Genomic DNA, 18204 nt, shown 5'->3' on the forward strand with positions numbered 1-18204 from the left:
GAGCGCCCCAGACGACTTCTTCAATATCAATCCTCGAAATTTCTGTTTGGGCTAGCCCAGACAGCTTAACCTCTGGAACTCTAGTTACCAATGAACTTGTTGCACTTGACTTGACAATGTGCGTATTTATTACTTTCTTCTCTCCAGCACCACTATCTGATCATAGTCTGCCTCATGATATGAACGATGACTAATATGAATGACCGTTGTCCTCTCCAAGTCAAGCAGGGCTTGTTCCACCATGGCAAAGGTCCGATCATCTAAACCTGAAAGGGATTCATCTAGGAGCAAGACAGGTTTGTGGAGCAAGAGGGTCCGCACCAAGGCCAAGCGTTGTTGTTGCCCACCTGAAAGAGTTGATTCTGCATCAAAGAGCTCGCTTTCCAACTGCTGACGACTTGCAAAACGTTGTCCCAAGCCTACCAACTGCAACCAAGTAAGAACCTCCAACTCGTCAATATCCCTTCCCAAACTAATATTCTCCCAGATGCTGGCATGGAAAAGTTTCACTTTTTGTGGCAAAAAGGCAAGATTAGCTTGAACCACCTCTTCTCCCACTTCATTCAAAGACTGCCCATTCAGATAGACCCCTTCATCACCCTGACCCATTTGTCCCATCAGGAGATAGGCTAAGGTCGATTTACCTACGCCACTCTCTCCCTGAATCAGATACTTCTTCCCAGGCTCAAAGTTTAGACTCAACTCCGAAAACAGGGGAGTTCCTTCTATAGAAAAAGAAAGATTGCGCACCTGAAGAGAGGTGAAGGGGTGTTTGGTTTTTTGGGAAAATGGCAGAGCTGGTTCCTGTTTTAAGAGCTGCTCACGTAGATTGCGAACAGAAGCCATATCCGCAATAGACGATGCAATTAAGCTAATCGGCATGGTCAATTCTAAAGAAATACTATAAATTGCCACCAAGGCTCCTACTGTCATTTGCCCTGCCAAAATCCTTTGACCTCCCAAACAGAGAATCAGAACCGTCAATAGATAGAAGAACAAACCAGATAGGACATTCAACAAGGCTGACAGAAAAGCCTTCCGATCTTCCAGTTGATAGATTCGTTTGTATTGATCATTTGTCTTGTCAGAAAAATACTGGCTACGATCGGCATTTTTGATAATGACTAGACCTGAAAGGAGGTCATTGAGTAGAATCTGATAGGCAGCCTTCTCCTGAGAGATGGCCTCCTGAACCCTTTGCCGACTATTTTGAAAAAGGTAGGGAAGCCCAATCGGCACCAAGGTCAAAAGCAGGATTGCTATGGATACCTGGCTATCCAAACCAAAGAGAGCCAGACAGGCAAACAAGAAGGACACCACTCCTTGATAGAGGGAAAACAGGGTATCATAGTAGAGTTCCTTGACCATCTCGCTATCATTATGAATAGCTGAAACCCTTGCCGCTACTTCTGATTGCTTGAGCAAGCTGGGCCCCTGCAAAAAACGATTGACTAGAGTAGCCTGAATCTTGTAGCCAACCCTATTCAAAAACTGCTGATTGCAGACTTGACGAACAAACTCTGCTAGCAGCATCAAGCATAAAATCGCAAGCAACTGCCAAATCTGTACCATAAAACCAGCCCTATCCCCACTAGTTAGACTATCGGTTATTCCTGCTAACTGGTAGTTAAAGAGCACGTTTAATCCTGCTACCAAGCTAATCGCCACCAATGTCGCGATAAAATGAAGACTCCTCACTCCTTCTCCCTCCTTTTCCTAGATTACTCATTACACATATTAAAAAGCTTAACAGAATCCACCAATTAGTCAAGCCTTGCCCATAAAAAACGAGCACCCTAAAAGGATGCTCAACTCAAATGCGCTTGTCAATACTTATTTGCTTTCATTCTCAACTGCAGCTGTGACAAAGGCAGTATAGAGTCCTTCAGGACGATTTGGTCGAGATTGGAGTTCTGGGTGATACTGACAGGCCACAAAGAACTTGTTCTCAGGAATTTCAACAATCTCAACCAAGCGGTTGTCTGGCGATACACCAGAGAAGACAAAACCAGCTTCTTCAAATTGCTGACGGAAGTCATTGTTAAACTCGTAGCGGTGGCGGTGGCGACGCTGGACAACTTCTTGGTTGTCATAGGCTGCAGCAGCCTTGGAGCCTCGTTTGAGCTTGCTCGGATAGAGGCCAAGGCGGAGGGTACCGCCCAAGTCTTCCACGCCAATTTGATCACGCATGATGTCAATGATTGGGTATTTGGTTTCTGGATCCAACTCAAAACTATTGGCTCCATCTAATCCAAGAACGTGGCGAGCAAATTCCACACAGGTCAACTGCATGCCCAAGCAGACGCCTAACATAGGCACATCATTCTCACGCGCATAGCGAATGGCTTGAATTTTTCCTTCGGTACCGCGTTGACCAAAGCCACCAGGTACGATGATTCCCTGGGCTTGTCCAAGTCGGTCAGCTACATTTTCTGCTGTCAGGTCGTTGGCATTGACCCAATCCAACTCAATCGCAGCATCGTTGGCATAGCCAGAGTGTTTCAAGGCTTCTACAACTGAAATGTAGGCATCTTGGAGTTCGACGTATTTTCCAACAAGAGCAATCTTAACGTTTTTCTTGAGGTTGAGTACCTTGTCAACCATAGCTGACCACTCTGTCATATCCGCTGGCGGTGTATCCAATTTCAAATGGTCGCAGACAATCTGGTCCATATTCTGGGCCTGTAAATTGAGCGGAATTTGATAAAGATGCTCCACATCGAGTGACTCAATAACCGCCTCCGGTGTCACATCGCAGAACTGGGCTAATTTATTTTTAATCCCTTGGCCGGCTGGCGCTTCTGTACGAATGACCAACATGTTGGGCTGAATGCCCAATCCGCGCAATTCTTTGACCGAATGTTGGGTCGGCTTGGTTTTCATTTCCCCAGCCGCCTTGAGATAGGGCAAGAGCGTCGTGTGAATATACATGACATTGTCCGCGCCCACGTCTGCTTTCATCTGACGCAGAGCCTCAAGGAAAGGCAGACTTTCAATATCACCGACAGTTCCACCGACTTCTGTAATAATCACATCGGCATCTGTTGTCCGAGCAGCGCGTTTAATCTTATCCTTCAAAGCATCCGTGATATGTGGAATAACCTGCACAGTAGCCCCAAGGTATTCGCCCTTGCGTTCTTTTCGAAGGACTTCGCTGTAAATTTTCCCTGTTGTCACGTTGGAATATTTATTAAGATTGATGTCAATAAACCGCTCATAATGTCCCAAATCCAAGTCCGTTTCCGCACCGTCATCCGTAACAAACACTTCACCATGCTGGTAAGGGCTCATCGTCCCTGGGTCAATATTGATATAGGGGTCAAATTTCTGAATGGTCACCTTGAGACCACGATTTTTCAACAAACGCCCCAGACTTGCCGCCACAATCCCTTTACCAATCGACGAAACCACACCACCAGTTACAAAAATATATTTTGTCATGCAAACTCCTTTCCTCTGCTCATGTCGCATGGAGGGGGTAAGCAACATGAAGAAAAAACAAAAATAGCTCCCTATCAACTAGGGAGCCCTGACCTCAAAAGAGGTGCCCGATAATATACTAACTCAATTCGATGCGTTTGTCAATCTTGAACTTAGTCTTCTGTCGACTCGTCGTCAGAATAGTCGTCATCTTCTTCACCGACATCAACTTCTTCATCATCCGTCAATTCATCATCGAGGATAATTTCATTGATTTCTGAGTCGTATGATTCTACTTCATCCTTCTCATCATCTGGATTTTCATCATCGTATTCTGAACCAGGCTTGTCTTCGTAACTATCTTCATCTTCTGGATCATCGTTGCCATAATCGATAGCATCCTCATCACCATCCATGAAGGCATTGACACGTTTTTTCTTACGCTTTGGCGCATCTTCATCATCTTCTTCGAGAGTAATAACTTCCTCATCAATCTCATCGATGGCATACCATGAACGAAGACCCCATTTGTTTTCACCTAGCGGAATGAAACTACCGTCCACATTCAAGTCAGAATAGAAAGTTGGCAAGGCTGCACGAATCTCACTGTTTGATTTTTCTAAATAATTCTGAATTTCATTGACCAAGTCATTGAAGTACATTTCATTGTCACGTCCACGTTCTTCCAAAATAGCACGAGCTACTTCAATCATGGAAAGTTCGCTTTTTTCTTGTCCTGCAAATACGTTAAGTTCCAAGGCTTTTCTCCTTTTTCGTCTTTCCTTTCTATTTTACGCTAAAAAAAGCAAATAGTCAAAGATAATCTTTATCGTTTTTCTGTAAAAAATACCTGCAGAGCTCAGCGCTACAGGTATTTTGTTTACTATACTTGTTCTTCTAAATTTGGAAGGGAGATGGTCCGTTTGACCCCATCCTTATCTACAAGTCGAACAACTTTGCTTGCTGCATCATATTCGAAAGCTTCAAAAGAAACTCTGTAACGGTCTGAGAGTGTGACCAGACTTTGTTCAAAGGTTTTGAAGTCCATGCCAAACTCTTCTGCTCTTCGTTTTAATTCTTCTGTAAACTCGTCAATTTCCTCAGTTTCCTCAGAAATAATTTCTTCATCACTTTCTTCCGTCTCTATTTCTTCTGTCGATTCAGATGGTGTATTTGGTGTAAATACTCCCCAGCCATCGTCTGAAACTGGGCGTTCTTGTGGATTAGTCATGTAGTATTTAACCGTTGCTAGGAAATCTTCTAGACTGTACCCTTCAGGACTTCTTGCACTACCTTGGTCAAACCATTTAAAGGATACATAGTGATAGTGATCTTGATGCGGAATTACCAGAGTCCCGTTGCGTACTTCGGTCGCATAGCCAGCATTGTAGGTCAGTGCTTCGAAAGGAACGACTTTCTTCGCTTCAACTCGGTTATAGATTTCCTCTGCTGTTTCTTTGGCAACTTGCGGCTGTTCTGGCGTTGTTGTCTCGCCTGCACTTGATTCTGTTTCAGTTGGTGCAGGTGTTGACGGTGAACTAGAATTAGATTTCTCACGTTGAGCCACCATAGCCTCTGCTGGGATCAGCTCGCTTAAGTAATTCAAATCACTCTTGTTAATCCGACGGTAACCATCTGTAATTACACGTGGGATGCGATAGTTATCCGTACCTATTTTCACTTTGGGATCTAATAGGTCTGCTGGGTCAAAGATATAGCCATCTTTTGTTGTGTATTTCCCTGCAGACTTAGCTTCAGCCAGTTCTGTTGCAGAGTGAACAATCTGCCAGTTTTTCAACCCTTCACGTTTTTCAATCGGTGTAACATTTTTAGCCAGTATTTCTGCATCACGCTGGTCCAAGAGAGCCTGGACTGCCGCCAACTCTTTGTCTGACAGCTCTTTTTTGGCGATAGATCGGAGGGAACCACCGGTCGCCCGTGGCAGGCTGAAGGCGCCGCTGAAGATAAAGCTGGCCGGATCCAGGACGTCCTCTGGGGTAAAGATATAGCCGTCGTTGGTAGCAAAGCGGCCCTGGGCGCGTGCTGCTGCCACTTCCTCAGCCGTGTGGATAATCTGCCAGTTTTTCAGGCCGGTACGCTGAGCCTGGTCGGTCGCATTGGCAATCGGTTTCAGGGCATTTGGATCCATGACATCATCGCCATGACCTGCTGTGGTCCAAGCTGCAGGACGAACCTCTGGGTGCTGCATAATGTAGCGAATGGTCGCGATCTGCTCCTTGCTCAGCCAGCTATAAGGCAGGATGTGGATATGGTCGATATGGGGAATGACAAAGGACTCGCCTGTATCGTAGGTCGCGTTGGCTCCCTTCATTGGGATCTTGTCAATGCTGACGTGCATAGCTGGTGCCAAATCTCCAGCAACCTGTGGAGCCGTGTCAAAGCGGTAGTCCTTGTCCAGTTCCATCAGGCGCAATTCTGCAAAGGAAATTTTCATCAGGTCCAATTCATCTCGGCTGTAACGGTAGCTTTTGCCGTCCAGCTGAACTTGGTAGAAGACCTTGCCTGCCTCAAGCCGCTTGCCAGTCACGGCTTGCGGATCAAAGACTGGTTTGTTTACGCTCGTATCAACTGGACTTGGTTGAGTCGGTTGTTCAGGAAGAGCTGGTTGGCTTGGCAGGACTGGAAGTGTCGGCGCCGTCGGCTGACTTGGTTTTGGAGTGGCTGGTTTATTAGCAGGCTTAGTATTTCCTGTCAAGCCTTGCTTTTCCCGAACCCATTCTTCGACTTGCTTGATTTCAAAGTCTTCTAATTCGCCAAAGCCGATATAGTGGAAATGGTCGCCGTGGCTACCAATCAAGCCCTGGTCATCAACAGATGTGATGCTGGCCTTGCTGAAGGTGTAGCCGTCGCTGGTGAAATAGACCTTGCCATCCAATCCCTTGCCGTAGGCAGGGATGCGACGACCTAGATAGGTAACAAATGGCTGGTTAGTGGCTTGGGAATCAGTAGGACCTGGTTTTGGTGCAGGACTTGGCTGGGCTTGATGAGGGGGATTGGCTGGTGTGGCTGGCTGGGTTGTGCCTGTCGGATAGTCAGTCCGCGTCGGATGGGTAGCTGCATGCCCTGAGCCTGCTCTGCTATTTTCCCCAATCATCCGAGCAATCTGAGCCTCCAGTGGCGACATCTGGCTGTAAGGGATGAAATGATAGTGGTCGCCGTGGGGGATGATGACGCCGGCAGCGGTCTTTTTACTAATCATGCGTGGGTCAAAGACCAGACCGTCGGCCTCTACATGGCGCTGGGAGAGCGGTGTAGCATCCAGCTGGGCCAAGAGGCTGTTCAAGTCTTGACCTGAGTGGCTTGAAAGGGCGGTCGAGCCAGTCTGGCCCTGAGACGGGTAAGTGGCCTTGGTCGACTGACCCTTGTTTGAGGACTTGCCGTCAATAGAGGCCTGGGCTGCCTGTAACTCGGACGGAGACAAGTCCTTCTTAGGAATAAAATGGAAGTGGCTACCGTGAGGCACGATGAAGCCGTCTCCCGTGTCCTCAATCACATCAGTAGGGTTGAAGACATAGCCGTCATCGGTCTTATAGCGACCATCTGCTGTCCGGCCGCCACCAGCCTCCTGATAGGCCCTGTCAGAAGAGGATACACCCTTCTGTCTCTGAACTTCCTCCTTTGTCCGCACATTTTTCTGCTGCTTTTTATCTTTGAGATAGAGGTAATACTGGCCATCCACCTTAATCACATAGCCATCCTGGACTTCATTGACAATGTGGCTGTCTTGGAGGACATAGGCTGGGTCGGTCATAATCAGCTCTTCGCTGAAAATCGCGTCGAAGGGCACCTTGCCATTGTAGTAATGGAAATGGTCACCGTGGGAAGTCACATAGCCCTGGTCGGTGATTTTGACCACAATCTGCTCGGCGTCGATATTTTCCTTGGCAGAAACTTCCTCTGGCGTCAACTGTTCAGCCAGCATACTCTTTTCTGTCTCGCTGTCTTCGATGTAGGCTACTCGGTTCTTGCTGTCTTCCGTGGCTTGGTAACGTCCCAACTGGTAGCTACAAATGCTCATGCCCAGAACCAGGACGGCCACTGAACCAACTAATTTCTTGTTTTTCATGTTTTCTCCTTTACTGTAATTCCTTGGCGAGGGTGTCTAAGACGGCATCTAGATTTTCCAGATAGGTTAGATTGTTTTCTGGATCTGCCTCAAGTGGGTCCAAGATTTTCAGGTCAACACCTGTGGAGCTCTTCAAGGTCTGGGCCAGCTTGTCTGACTTGCCCTTTTCCACAAAAATGGTTTTGACATCGTAGGTATCGACAAATTCCTTGATTTCTGCCAATTGTCGTGGATTAGGCTCTTCCTCTGACACACCAGCTATGCCCAGTTGCCGGAGGCCGTAGCGCTTAGCCGTATAGGAAAAGGCTGTGTGCTGGGTGACGAAGGTCTTGGATCTTGTTTTTTCAAAGATAGGCCTGTACTTGTCTGCCAAATCCTGGTATTGCTGCTGGAGCTTGCTGGCATTTTCGTTGTAGTAACTAGCCCGCTCAGGGTCTGCCTCAGCCAGTAAATTACCAATCAAGACCGCCTCCTGCCCCACCAGAACTGGGTCCAACCAGGTATGGGGGTCGTATAGACTGGCCTCGTCCATGCCCTCTGTCACCTCCACATCCTCCAGACCAGGAACTCGCTGTAGCTCTAAACCACTGGAGGCCTCCAGGACCTTGACCTTGGAACCTTGCACATTCGGCTCCAGGCGACCGGCCCAGGACTCCAAAATCTTAGAATGGTAGATAAAGACATCTGCGTCGTATATCCCCTTGACATCTGCTGGCGAGGGCTCATAGGAATGAATCCCATTTCTGGAGCCAATCATACGAATGTCATTATAGTCACCAGAAATTTCCTTAACCAGTGAATAAATTGGGTAAAAGGAAGTCACAATCCGCAGGCCAGATTGGACTTGGCTAGACTGGCTCTGCTGGCCACAGGCCGAGAGGACTAGTAGCATGAGTGATAAAAAGAGATATTTCATCCACTTCATTAGATTTCTCCTTGTTTTTTATTAACCAGTTAACTATAACACAAAAATGGTTAACTGGTCAAGTATTTTTTAATAAAAAAGACAAAACAGTTGTTGACTGTTCTGTCTGATGGATATTATAATTCTGCAATCTGGCTCAAATTCACTTCTGCAATGGTATCATTACCAAACATGGAGATAACCATCTTAACCTTGTTATTATCGATTTCAGTGATTTTACCAGTGTAGTCTGTGAAGGCACCGTCAATGATGCGGACTGTGTCGCCCACCTTGACATCGATATCTCCTTGGACTGTTTGTCCCATAGATACCAGGATTTGGCGGATTTCTTCTTCTAAGAGTGGAGTTGGTTTGGAACGGTTACCGTGAGAACCCACGAAACCTGTAACGTTTGGCGTATTACGAACCACGAACCAAGCCTCGTCAGTCATGACCATCTCTACCAAGACATAACCTGGGAAGCGGTTTTCTTCCACTTCTTTCTTCTCGCCGTTCTTTTCTACCTGAACCGTCTGGGTTGGGATTTCCACGCGCAAGATGTTTTCCAACATATTGTAGGTATGCGCACGTTGGAGAAGGTTTTCTTTTACCTTGTTCTCGTATCCTGAATAGGTTTGTAGGACAAACCAGCCTTTGTCAAAACTATCGTACATAGTCGTTCCTTTCTTTTGAAAGCTGTATTGAAGACGCTAAAAAAAGCCCGAAGGCTTTCGCTTTTCTTTATTATACCACTTCCATTTTACAAATGGCAAGTATTTTACTAGAAAAGATTGATCAAGCTCATCAAGCCCTTGGACAAAATGAGGTCAAATATATACACAAGTACCACGAAGAAGGCTGTGTATTCTACGACTGAGAAGAAATCTTTCCAACTCTGCTTGCGCGTTGGCCAGGCAGTGTCTTTTAAAATACGGAAAATATCTGCGACGAATTTCACCTGCTACTCCTATCTAGTTTCCTTGTGGATCGTGTACTGACCACAGTGTTTACAAAATTTATTTACTTCTAACCGTGTTGGCTTGGGATTGCTCGATAGGGAAATTGAATAGTTACGAGATCCACAAACTGTACAGGCTAGGCTTGCTTTTTTTAGTGCCATATAGCCCTCCAATAAACCTTATTTTATCATGTTTTAGCTCATTTGACAACTACTCAAACCAACTTCTTATATTGTCTATGAGGGTGCGTGCTCGCTCAGGTAGCTGGGCATCAATGATTTGTTGCTTGGTTTCTTCTAGAAGCTGTCTTGCTCGGTCACTGATTTCCTGGATTTGCTCTGGGCTTATGACCGGCTCTGTCGGTCCTGTCTCCACTTGATTGATAGGCACAATGCCATTCATGGCGTAAGCATTGTCCACTGTAAATGGTGTCCCGCTGGTCTGACTCAAGAGATTGGCCGCAACTGTTTGGAAGAGCACAGGCGCCTTCCAGGAATTATTGGCATCGATATAGTGGGTCTCGTCAGTCTTTTCAAAACCAACCCACTGGCTGATAACCAAGTCAGGTGTATAGGCGATAATCCACTGGTCATTGATAAGAGAGACATCAAAGTTGGTCTCGGTAGTCCCCGTCTTTCCGGCTAGATTGTAGCCGTAGACATCCGCATTGACCCCTGTACCGTTGGTAAAAGTTCCCAGCATCATAGAGGTCATCTTGTCTGCCACTGACTTATCGATCACCTTGGTCGACTGAGAACGGTGGTCCACGATGACCTTGCCATTGGCCGTTTCAATACGGCTAATCAGATGAGCATCCTTCATGGTCCCATGGTTGGCAAAGGCACCATAGGCCTGGGCCATTTGCAGGGCATTGGTCTCCACTCCAGATCCTATAGCCACTCCCAGTACCTTTTCAACCTTATTCATGCTCAGGCCAAATTTTTTCCCGTATTCAAAGGCGATGTCAATCCCCAAGGTGTCTACAATGGATGCCACAGGCAAATTGTAAGACAGGGCTAAGGCTTGGTACATGGGAATAGATTCCGATGTAGACAGGTCATTATTCTGCAAGGTATAGGTCCCGTAGGTCGTCGTATGGTTGTCCAGCTCTTTATCAATTTCCCAGCCTGCCGACACTGCCGGAGCATAGGCAACCAAGGGCTTGATGGTCGAACCCGGACTTCTCTTGGCCTGGGTCGCGAAATTGAAGTTACGGAAGGCATAATCTTCGGATGAATTAACCCGCCCAACCAGCGCTCGAACGCCACCTGTAGACGGATCCAGGGCCACACTTGCCCCCTGAGCATAGGAACTATCATAGGCAGACTGCGGGAAGAGACTCTCATCATTAAAAATCACCTGGAGATTAGCCTGAGAGGTCTGGTCCATCTCCGTATAAATCCGGTAGCCGTTGTTGATAATGTCACTTTCTTTCAATCCATATCGGTCAATGGCCTCTGCAATAACCGCATCAAAATAAGAGGGATAGGCATAGTTGCTAGCCTTGCCCGCATAGGCATCGTAGAGCTGACTGCCCACGTCCACCTGCATTCCTGCATCAGCAGTCGCCTGATCAATAAACTGGGCATCCACCATGACCTGCAAAATAGTATTACGGCGGTTAGTCGCATTTTCAATGGAATAATAAGGATTGTAAATCTCAGGCCCCTTGAGCATGCCGGCTAAAACAGCCGATTGCTCCAAACTCAAATCGCTAGCATTAACCCCAAAATACTTGAGACTAGCATCCTGAACCCCCCAGACCCCGTTGCCAAAATAGGCATTGTTGAGGTACATGGCCAGGATTTCCTGCTTGCTATATTTTTTATTGATTTCAAGGGCCAGGAAATACTCCCTCGCCTTCCGGCTAATGGTCTGGTCCTGAGTCAGGAAGGCATTTTTGGCCAACTGCTGGGTAATGGTCGAACCACCGCCAGACCGGCCCAAGGTGAGGAAGGCCAGTAGGGTCCGCTTGTAGTTGATACCAGAATTTTCATAAAAAGTCCTGTCTTCCGTAGCGATGACGGCATTTTCCAGATTATCCGAAATGGCATCTAGCTCCACATAGGTTCCTTTCTGCCCCGACAGGGTACCAGCTTCCACACCGTCCTTGTCATAGATAACCGTCTTGGCCTTGAGGGCCTCCTGCAAATCGCCAACATTTGCGGTCTTGGCTAGGAAGAAGAGATAGCCTCCCACCGTCAGTATCAGAACACCCAGGATAATCAGCATAATTTTAGTCAGCTGGTAACGGCGCCAAAATTTGCGAGCAGGCTCTGGAATCCGACTTTCCTTTTTAGGTTTATCGGACCTGTCACGACTGCCTCGGGCTGAGCGACGGCTAAATCTGGTTTTCTTCCCACTTTCTAAACCTGGCAGGTCTATGTTTTTCGTTTCTCCCATGTCAGACTCTGCGCTTGTAAATTGGTCGCTAGTATAGGCCTTGGTCTGGTCCAGAGACTCAAAATCCGCTGGCACTTCAATGGGCTCAAACTGCAAATCGTCCTTGTCCATGCCCCCTCCTCTTTCTCTAGTTTTGGACTATTATACTATATCGGCCCAAATTTTTCAGCTACCAATCCTTTGGTTGAACTGTGACAGCCCATAAAATCGGTCTTAGGACTGAAAATATGGTAGAATAGGACTATTCTCTATTGATAAGGAAAAGACTATGACTGAAATCTACGACATTACCATTATCGGCGGTGGTCCTGTTGGGCTCTTTGCTGCCTTCTACGCCCATCTGCGCCAGGCCAAGGTCAAAGTGATTGATTCGCTGCCCCAACTCGGTGGACAACCCGCCATCCTCTACCCTGAAAAATCCATCCTGGACATTCCTGCCTTCCCAAGCCTGACTGGTCAAGAATTGACCGACAACCTCCTGGCCCAACTGGCACCCTTTGACACCACTATTTGCCTCAATGAAACCCTGACAGCTATCCAACCGGGTGAAGTCATCACTTTGACAACCAACAAGGACACCCACCAGACCAAGTCGGTCATCATCGCCATGGGTGGTGGCGCCTTCAAGCCCCGTCCTCTGGAGATTGACGGAGCTGACAGCTATGAAAACGTCCACTACCATGTGTCCAATATCCTGCAGTACGCAGACAAGGACGTCCTTGTCTTGGGTGGTGGCGACTCCGCTGTTGACTGGTCTCTGGCCTTTGAAAAAATCGCCAAAACCACCAGCATCGTCCACCGACGCGACAATTTCCGTGCCCTAGAGCACAGCGTCGAGGACCTGAAAAAGTCTAGCGTCGCCATCCACACTCCCTATGTTCCTAAGGAACTTTCTGGAGAAAATGGCAGAGCTGCTGCTATTCGTTTCGACAAAGTCAAGAGCGAGGACCAGCTCACCCTGAACTTCGACCACCTCTTTGTCAACTACGGTTTCAAATCATCGGTCGGAACGCTAAAAGAATGGGGCTTGGACCTGCATCGTCACCGCATTGTCGTCAACACCAAACAGGAAACCTCGCAGGCCGGCGTCTATGCTATCGGCGATTGTTGCTATTACGAAGGCAAGGTTGACCTGATTGCTACAGGCTTTGGCGAGGCTCCGACTGCCGTCAACAACGCCATGAACTACATCAATCCAAACGAAAAAGTGCAACCAAAACACTCAACCAGCCTATGATGAAAATTGACATTCGCATTCCCCAATCCTTTCCAGAATTGACTATCAAAGAAGTCTTGGAAGATTATTTTCTCATTCCCAGAAAAATCCGCCACTTCCTCCGCACCAAAAAACACGTCCGTGTCAATGGTGAGCTGATTAACTGGCAGAGTCCGATTGCGGCAGGCGACCTACTAGAATTGACCTTTGATGAGGAAGATTATCCGGAAAAGACGATTCCTATGGGGCAGGCAGACTTGGTCGAAGAGCTCTATCAGGATGAGCATCTGATTATTGTCAACAAGCCCGAAGGAATGAAAACCCACGGCAATGAACCGACGGAAATCGCCTTGCTCAACCATGTCTCCGCCTATGTCGGTCAAACCTGCTACGTGGTTCACAGGCTGGATATGGAGACCAGCGGTGCCATTCTTTTTGCCAAAAATCCCTTTATCCTGCCCATTCTCAACCGTCTCTTAGAGGATAAGGTCATCTATCGCGATTATCTAGCCCTCTGCCAAGGTCATCTCAAGCAGGAGAGTTGGACCATTACAGACAAAATCGGGCGCGACCGTCATGATCGCAGGAAACGATTGGTCGATCACCGCAAGGGTCAGGAGGCTGTCACTTATGTCAAACAACTGGAAAAAGTCGGCAAGAACAGCCTGATTTCCTGCCGCTTAGAAACTGGACGCACCCACCAAATCCGCGTCCACCTAGCCCACCACGGTCATGCCCTCATTGGCGACCCACTCTATAGCAAAGTCAGCGCTCCCCGCCTCATGCTCCACGCAGCCCGCCTCAGCCTGACCCACCCACTGACACTCGAAGAAATTAGAGTAGAAGCAAGGTCGGAGAGTTTTGAGAAAGAACTTAAAAAAAGCTGAAGTTTCAGCTTTTTAACTTACATATAATTTTATGTCGATTGCCCGCTTTACTCATACTCAATGAAAATCAATCTAGCCCAGCTTCAACTGTTTTGGGAACAGTTGAAGTCTGAAAACCTCCCCCGGATCTTTTCACTCACCGAGGCTCTTGACAACGGATAAGATGATTTTCGAAGAGTATCAAATCCCCTGGCCAATCAGCTGCTCCGTCCACATGACATCATCATAGACAAAACCAAGATTGGTCTCACCGTCCAAACCATAGATAAGACGGACAGATATCTTCTCACCGGCCTTTATTTTCTCAGCCAGATTGACATCATAGGTCCGTAAGTCCAGGGTCAAAGGGAAGTCCGTTGAAAGGTCAATGAGGTTAAAATAATATTCGTCAAGGTAAATATCTTCCTGACCAGGATTTTCCACTTCCAAATCCACCACATAGGCCGAAGGGTAATAATCATCCACCAGATCCACGCTGTCGTCTTGTCCCATGGATTGCACCGTCACGCGCAGGCCATCCGCAAAGTCAACACTTTCTCCGACCTCATGCTCTCGATAGGTCCTGGTGCTATCAAATTCCGTAGAAGGCTGGTCCAGAGAAAGCTCGCTAAAGCCAAGACCAATGATGAGTAACAAGCAAGTCACCCCCAGCACAAGACTGGCTACAGCGCCAATTATGGTGGTCCAAAAGAGGGGCTGTTTGTAGAGTGCTTTCTTAGGATAGTACATATAGCCGTCTTCGACGACGAAATCTTTCTGCTGCATAGGAACTCCTTATTTCAAGCTGGCTGTAGGCAGGTCGATGCCTGCCTGGCGTAGGGCATCTTGATAAAATCCTAAAAATTTATGGTAGACCTTGCTCTGCTGACCATTGGCCACAAAGAGGTTGATCCGGTAGACAAATTGTCCAGTAGCTGTATTCTGCGGTCCTAGAACCGTGATACCTGTAATCTGGTCATTCTTGCCCAGTTCGCGACGATTGACCTCTTCGATGACCTGGGCAACCCGGTCCAAATCCGTATTAAACTTGAGTGGAATGTCCACCTGGGCCCGCATGTCACCACGAGACTGATTGCTGACAACTAGGATATTTCGGTTGGGAATGAAATGCAGGGTCCCGTCCGCATCCCGTACCTGGCTGGTCCGAATGCCCATACTAACAACCGTTCCAGTAATGGTAATCGGTCCGTTGGTCAGCTTAACCACATCTCCCACATCAAATTGACGCTCCACTAGAATAAAAAATCCATTGACCAGGTCCGATAGAAAGCCTTGCGCCCCCATACCGATAGCCACACCAGCAATCCCAGCTCCAGCTAGAAGGCTGGTCACTGGCAGACCGAGAATACTCAAAATACAGTAAATCAGGATAAAATAAAGCAGATAGCTAAGCATGCTCTCAACCAGGCGGCTAATGGTCTTTTGACGACCAATATCCTGGGTAGAAACCTTGAGCGAGGGAATCAAAATCCGCTTGACTGAGCCCTTGGCAATCTTTTTGATGACCAGAAAGGCCAGGAAAAGCAGGACCAGGGACAGGACCTTATTGAGCCCCTTGGTCAATAGATCTTCTAGATTAAATTGGGATAAGTATTTGTTGATAAAATCATTCATAACACTATTATAGCAGAAAAGACAGCCGAAACTGTCTTTTTCTCTATTTCTTCTCCTTAAAATATTCCCGCGTTTCCTTGATAATGATTGGAGATAGGGCCAGTAAGGCAATCAGGTTCGGCAGAGCCATGAGACCATTGACAATATCTGCAATAATCCAAATCAAGTCCAGCTTGAGGAAACCGCCCAGAGCCACCATGATAACAAAGAGAATTCGGTAAGGAGTAATGGCCTTGGTACCCATCAGATATTCCACACAACGCTCCCCATAATAAGACCAGCCCAGAATAGTCGTATAGGCAAAGAGGACAAGACTGATCGTCAGGGCCAGGGCACCTGGATTACCAAAGACTGTTGAAAAAGCTGATTGAGTCAGAGGGGCTCCCGCAAGTCCCTCGACTGTCCATTTGCCAGTCACCAAGATGGTCAGACCCGTCAGGTTACAGATGATGACGGTATCGATAAAGGTACCTGTCATGGAAATCAAGCCCTGCTCCACTGGATTGTCTGATTTGGCTGCTGCTGCTGCGATAGGAGCCGAACCCAGACCAGATTCATTTGAGAACACTCCTCGTGCAATCCCGCGCTGAATGGCATCCTTGACGGTAGCTCCAACAAAGCCACCTACGGCAGCTGCGGGACTAAAGGCTGATTTCAGGACCAGACCTAGGGTAGGTAGTAGCTGGTCTGCATGAAGAACCAAGATACTCACGGCTGCCAAAATATAGAGAATAGCCATAAAGGGCACGATTTTGGTCGAAATATCCGAGATTTTCTCAATCCCACCAAAGATGAAAAAGGCCACCGTCACCGCAGTGACAACACTGACAAACTGTGGCGCCAGTCCAAAGCTAGATGACACCGAAGATGCAATCGAATTGACCTGAGAAAAGGTCCCCATTCCAAAGAGGGCTACCAAGACACCCGATACCGCAAAAAAGATAGCCAAGGGTTTCCATTTGGGACCCATCCCCAAGGTGATATAATGCATAGGCCCACCAGCCGCTTGACCGTTGGCGTCCTTGGTCCGGTACTTGATAGCCAAGAAACCTTCCGCATACTTGGTTGCCATACCAAAGAAGGCTGCCACCCACATCCAGAAAAGAGCTCCTGGGCCACCTGTCGTAATGGCTGTTGCCACCCCGACAATATTTCCCGTACCAACCGTAGCCGCCAGGGCCGTACAAAGGGCCGCAAAACTAGAAACGTCGCCATCCCCAGATTGATCACTCTTGAAAATCAAACCAAACGCCTTTGGCAATTTACTGATTTGAAAAAGTCCCATACGGACCGTAAAATATACACCCGTTCCAACCAAAAGCATGAGCAGGGGCGGTCCCCAGACAATATCATTGATGCCCTTAAATAGTTCTAACATAGAATCCTCCGGTTTTTTCCTGATAAAACAGCTGGAAAATAAAAAACCAGAAATCGAATCTTCGTCTTCTATTTTACGTTTAGAAGGAGGCAAGGAAACTTGACACCACAATAAACATAATAGAAAGACGAAATCAACTTCTGGAACGCGAAAATACCGGCTAACCCCGCTTTGATTTCGCTCTGTCCTTTTACCTGAGAGTTTCAGCAGCCCTACTTTTCCAAGCAGAACTACCTTGCCCCTTCGGTGCCTTATGGTCTCTCCAGAGTTCCGTCCTTTGGACAGTCAGTTGCCTTTCTGCCCACTATCAACCGGTTATTTAGTTTTATCTCGCTCTATTTTAGACTATTTTTCAGAAAAAATCAAGAATGTTTTCAAAAAATTATCCCAACAAGTCCAAAAACAGGCCATATCCTGCTGCTTCCATTTCCTCTCTCGGTATGAAACGAAGGGCTGCGGAGTTTATACAGTAACGTAATCCACCCTTGTCACGCGGTCCGTCATCAAAGACATGACCTAAATGAGCATGACCAGCCCGACTGCGGACCTCAATTCGGTTCATACCGTGAGATAAGTCTTGATAGTAGCTAGCTACTTCCTTGGAAATAGGCTTGGTGAAGGACGGCCAGCCACAACCTGAGTCGAACTTGTCTGTGGATAAGAACAAGGGTTCGCCAGTCGTAATATCGACGTAGATACCAGCCTGGTCGCTATTCCAAAACTCATTTTCGAAGGGTCTTTCCGTCGCAGCTTCTTGAGTGACTTGGTACTGGAGGTCGGTCAAGCTGTCTTTTAAGACTTGTTGGTCTGGCTTTTGGTAGTCTGCAACATCAATCAGAGGGATTTTTGCCTGCCCAAGATCGATATGGCAGTACCCTTGGGGATTTTTCTTGAGATAATCCTGATGGTAGTCTTCGGCGGGGATGTAATGCGCGAGTGGCTCCACTTCAACGGCTAGGGGACGTCCGCCAAAGAGCTGGGACTGCTCCGTCATAACCTGCTCGATGGTCGGTAAATCAGCTTCATCGGTGTAATAGATACCAGTCCGATACTGACGACCTTTGTCAGGTCCCTGCTGATTGACAGAGAAAGGGTCAATGACGCGGAAATAGTAGAGGAGAATTTCCCGCAAATTGATACGAGTCTCATCATAGGCTAGATAGAGTGTCTCTGCGTGGTCTGTTTGTTTGAGGAGTTGATAATTGGTCGTCTCCACCTGTCCATTGGCATAGCCAACGCTAGTGTCAAGAATACCATCGATCTGGGAAAAGTAGCCTTCCATCCCCCAGAAACAACCGCCTGCTAGGTAGATTTCTTTCATGTGAGTTTCCTCCTA

General features: G+C 47.4%; 15 protein-coding genes and 1 riboswitch. Of the genes, 2 read left to right on the forward strand and 13 right to left on the reverse strand.

Going from position 1 to position 18204, the window contains the following annotated elements; genetic code table 11:
- Positions 1-129: 129 nt before the first annotated feature.
- The 9 genes from ACHBGV_RS04970 to pbp2a all read right to left on the reverse strand — a co-directional run bounded on the left by ACHBGV_RS04970 (position 130) and on the right by pbp2a (position 11773).
- The gene (locus tag ACHBGV_RS04970) at positions 130-1698 is read right to left on the reverse strand and encodes an ATP-binding cassette domain-containing protein (RefSeq protein ID WP_394735774.1); all 1569 of its coding nucleotides are present in this window, start codon (positions 1696-1698) and stop codon (positions 130-132) included.
- Between the two features lie 135 nt (positions 1699-1833).
- Positions 1834-3441, reverse strand: a complete 1608-nt coding sequence (locus tag ACHBGV_RS04975) for a CTP synthase (protein ID WP_394735775.1) — start codon at positions 3439-3441, stop codon at positions 1834-1836.
- Between the two features lie 152 nt (positions 3442-3593).
- A complete protein-coding gene (gene rpoE / locus ACHBGV_RS04980; protein WP_105111758.1) occupies positions 3594-4178 on the reverse strand; it encodes a DNA-directed RNA polymerase subunit delta in 585 nt (194 codons plus the stop codon).
- A gap of 125 nt (positions 4179-4303) precedes the next feature.
- The gene (locus ACHBGV_RS04985) at positions 4304-7507 is read right to left on the reverse strand and encodes a pneumococcal-type histidine triad protein (RefSeq protein ID WP_394735776.1); all 3204 of its coding nucleotides are present in this window, start codon (positions 7505-7507) and stop codon (positions 4304-4306) included.
- Between the two features lie 10 nt (positions 7508-7517).
- The gene (locus tag ACHBGV_RS04990; RefSeq protein ID WP_394735777.1) at positions 7518-8432 is read right to left on the reverse strand and encodes a metal ABC transporter solute-binding protein, Zn/Mn family; all 915 of its coding nucleotides are present in this window, start codon (positions 8430-8432) and stop codon (positions 7518-7520) included.
- 116 nt (positions 8433-8548) lie between these two features.
- Positions 8549-9085, reverse strand: a complete 537-nt coding sequence (gene nusG / locus ACHBGV_RS04995; RefSeq protein WP_105111755.1) for a transcription termination/antitermination protein NusG — start codon at positions 9083-9085, stop codon at positions 8549-8551.
- Positions 9086-9192: 107 nt separating this feature from the next.
- Positions 9193-9369 (reverse strand): preprotein translocase subunit SecE, encoded by a 177-nt coding sequence (gene secE / locus ACHBGV_RS05000; RefSeq protein ID WP_105111754.1) that lies wholly within the window; start codon positions 9367-9369, stop codon positions 9193-9195.
- Between the two features lie 9 nt (positions 9370-9378).
- Complete coding sequence (rpmG, locus tag ACHBGV_RS05005; RefSeq protein WP_125266548.1) at positions 9379-9531, reverse strand: 50S ribosomal protein L33; 153 nt, start codon at positions 9529-9531, stop codon at positions 9379-9381.
- Between the two features lie 49 nt (positions 9532-9580).
- Positions 9581-11773: a penicillin-binding protein PBP2A gene (gene pbp2a, locus ACHBGV_RS05010; protein WP_394735788.1), complete on the reverse strand. Its 2193-nt coding sequence runs from the start codon at positions 11771-11773 to the stop codon at positions 9581-9583.
- A 268-nt stretch (positions 11774-12041) separates the two neighbouring features.
- On the opposite strand from pbp2a, the gene ACHBGV_RS05015 reads away from it, so the two are divergent.
- Together ACHBGV_RS05015 and ACHBGV_RS05020 are read left to right on the forward strand one after the other, a co-directional pair.
- Positions 12042-13010 (forward strand): NAD(P)/FAD-dependent oxidoreductase, encoded by a 969-nt coding sequence (locus tag ACHBGV_RS05015; protein ID WP_394735778.1) that lies wholly within the window; start codon positions 12042-12044, stop codon positions 13008-13010.
- Positions 13010-13876: an RluA family pseudouridine synthase gene (locus tag ACHBGV_RS05020; protein ID WP_394735789.1), complete on the forward strand. Its 867-nt coding sequence runs from the start codon at positions 13010-13012 to the stop codon at positions 13874-13876. The genes ACHBGV_RS05015 and ACHBGV_RS05020 overlap by 1 nt, the downstream gene beginning before the upstream one ends.
- A 180-nt stretch (positions 13877-14056) precedes the next feature.
- Here ACHBGV_RS05020 and ACHBGV_RS05025 read toward each other — a convergent pair whose 3' ends face one another.
- From ACHBGV_RS05025 to msrB, 4 genes are all read right to left on the reverse strand, one after another.
- A complete protein-coding gene (locus ACHBGV_RS05025; protein ID WP_172022660.1) occupies positions 14057-14641 on the reverse strand; it encodes a DUF4352 domain-containing protein in 585 nt (194 codons plus the stop codon).
- 9 nt (positions 14642-14650) lie between these two features.
- Positions 14651-15490 (reverse strand): mechanosensitive ion channel domain-containing protein, encoded by an 840-nt coding sequence (locus tag ACHBGV_RS05030; RefSeq protein ID WP_172074714.1) that lies wholly within the window; start codon positions 15488-15490, stop codon positions 14651-14653.
- A 43-nt stretch (positions 15491-15533) separates the two neighbouring features.
- Positions 15534-16868: an amino acid carrier protein gene (locus ACHBGV_RS05035; RefSeq protein WP_172074713.1), complete on the reverse strand. Its 1335-nt coding sequence runs from the start codon at positions 16866-16868 to the stop codon at positions 15534-15536.
- Between the two features lie 172 nt (positions 16869-17040).
- A riboswitch (glycine riboswitch) is annotated at positions 17041-17144 on the reverse strand.
- Between the two features lie 106 nt (positions 17145-17250).
- On the reverse strand, positions 17251-18189 hold the full coding sequence (gene msrB / locus ACHBGV_RS05040) for a peptide-methionine (R)-S-oxide reductase MsrB (RefSeq protein ID WP_257104913.1): 939 nt from the start codon (positions 18187-18189) through the stop codon (positions 17251-17253).
- Between the last annotated feature and the right edge of the window lie 15 nt (positions 18190-18204).

It is taken from the genome of Streptococcus sp. A34 (assembly GCF_043674115.1).
Classification (GTDB): domain Bacteria; phylum Bacillota; class Bacilli; order Lactobacillales; family Streptococcaceae; genus Streptococcus; species Streptococcus suis_V.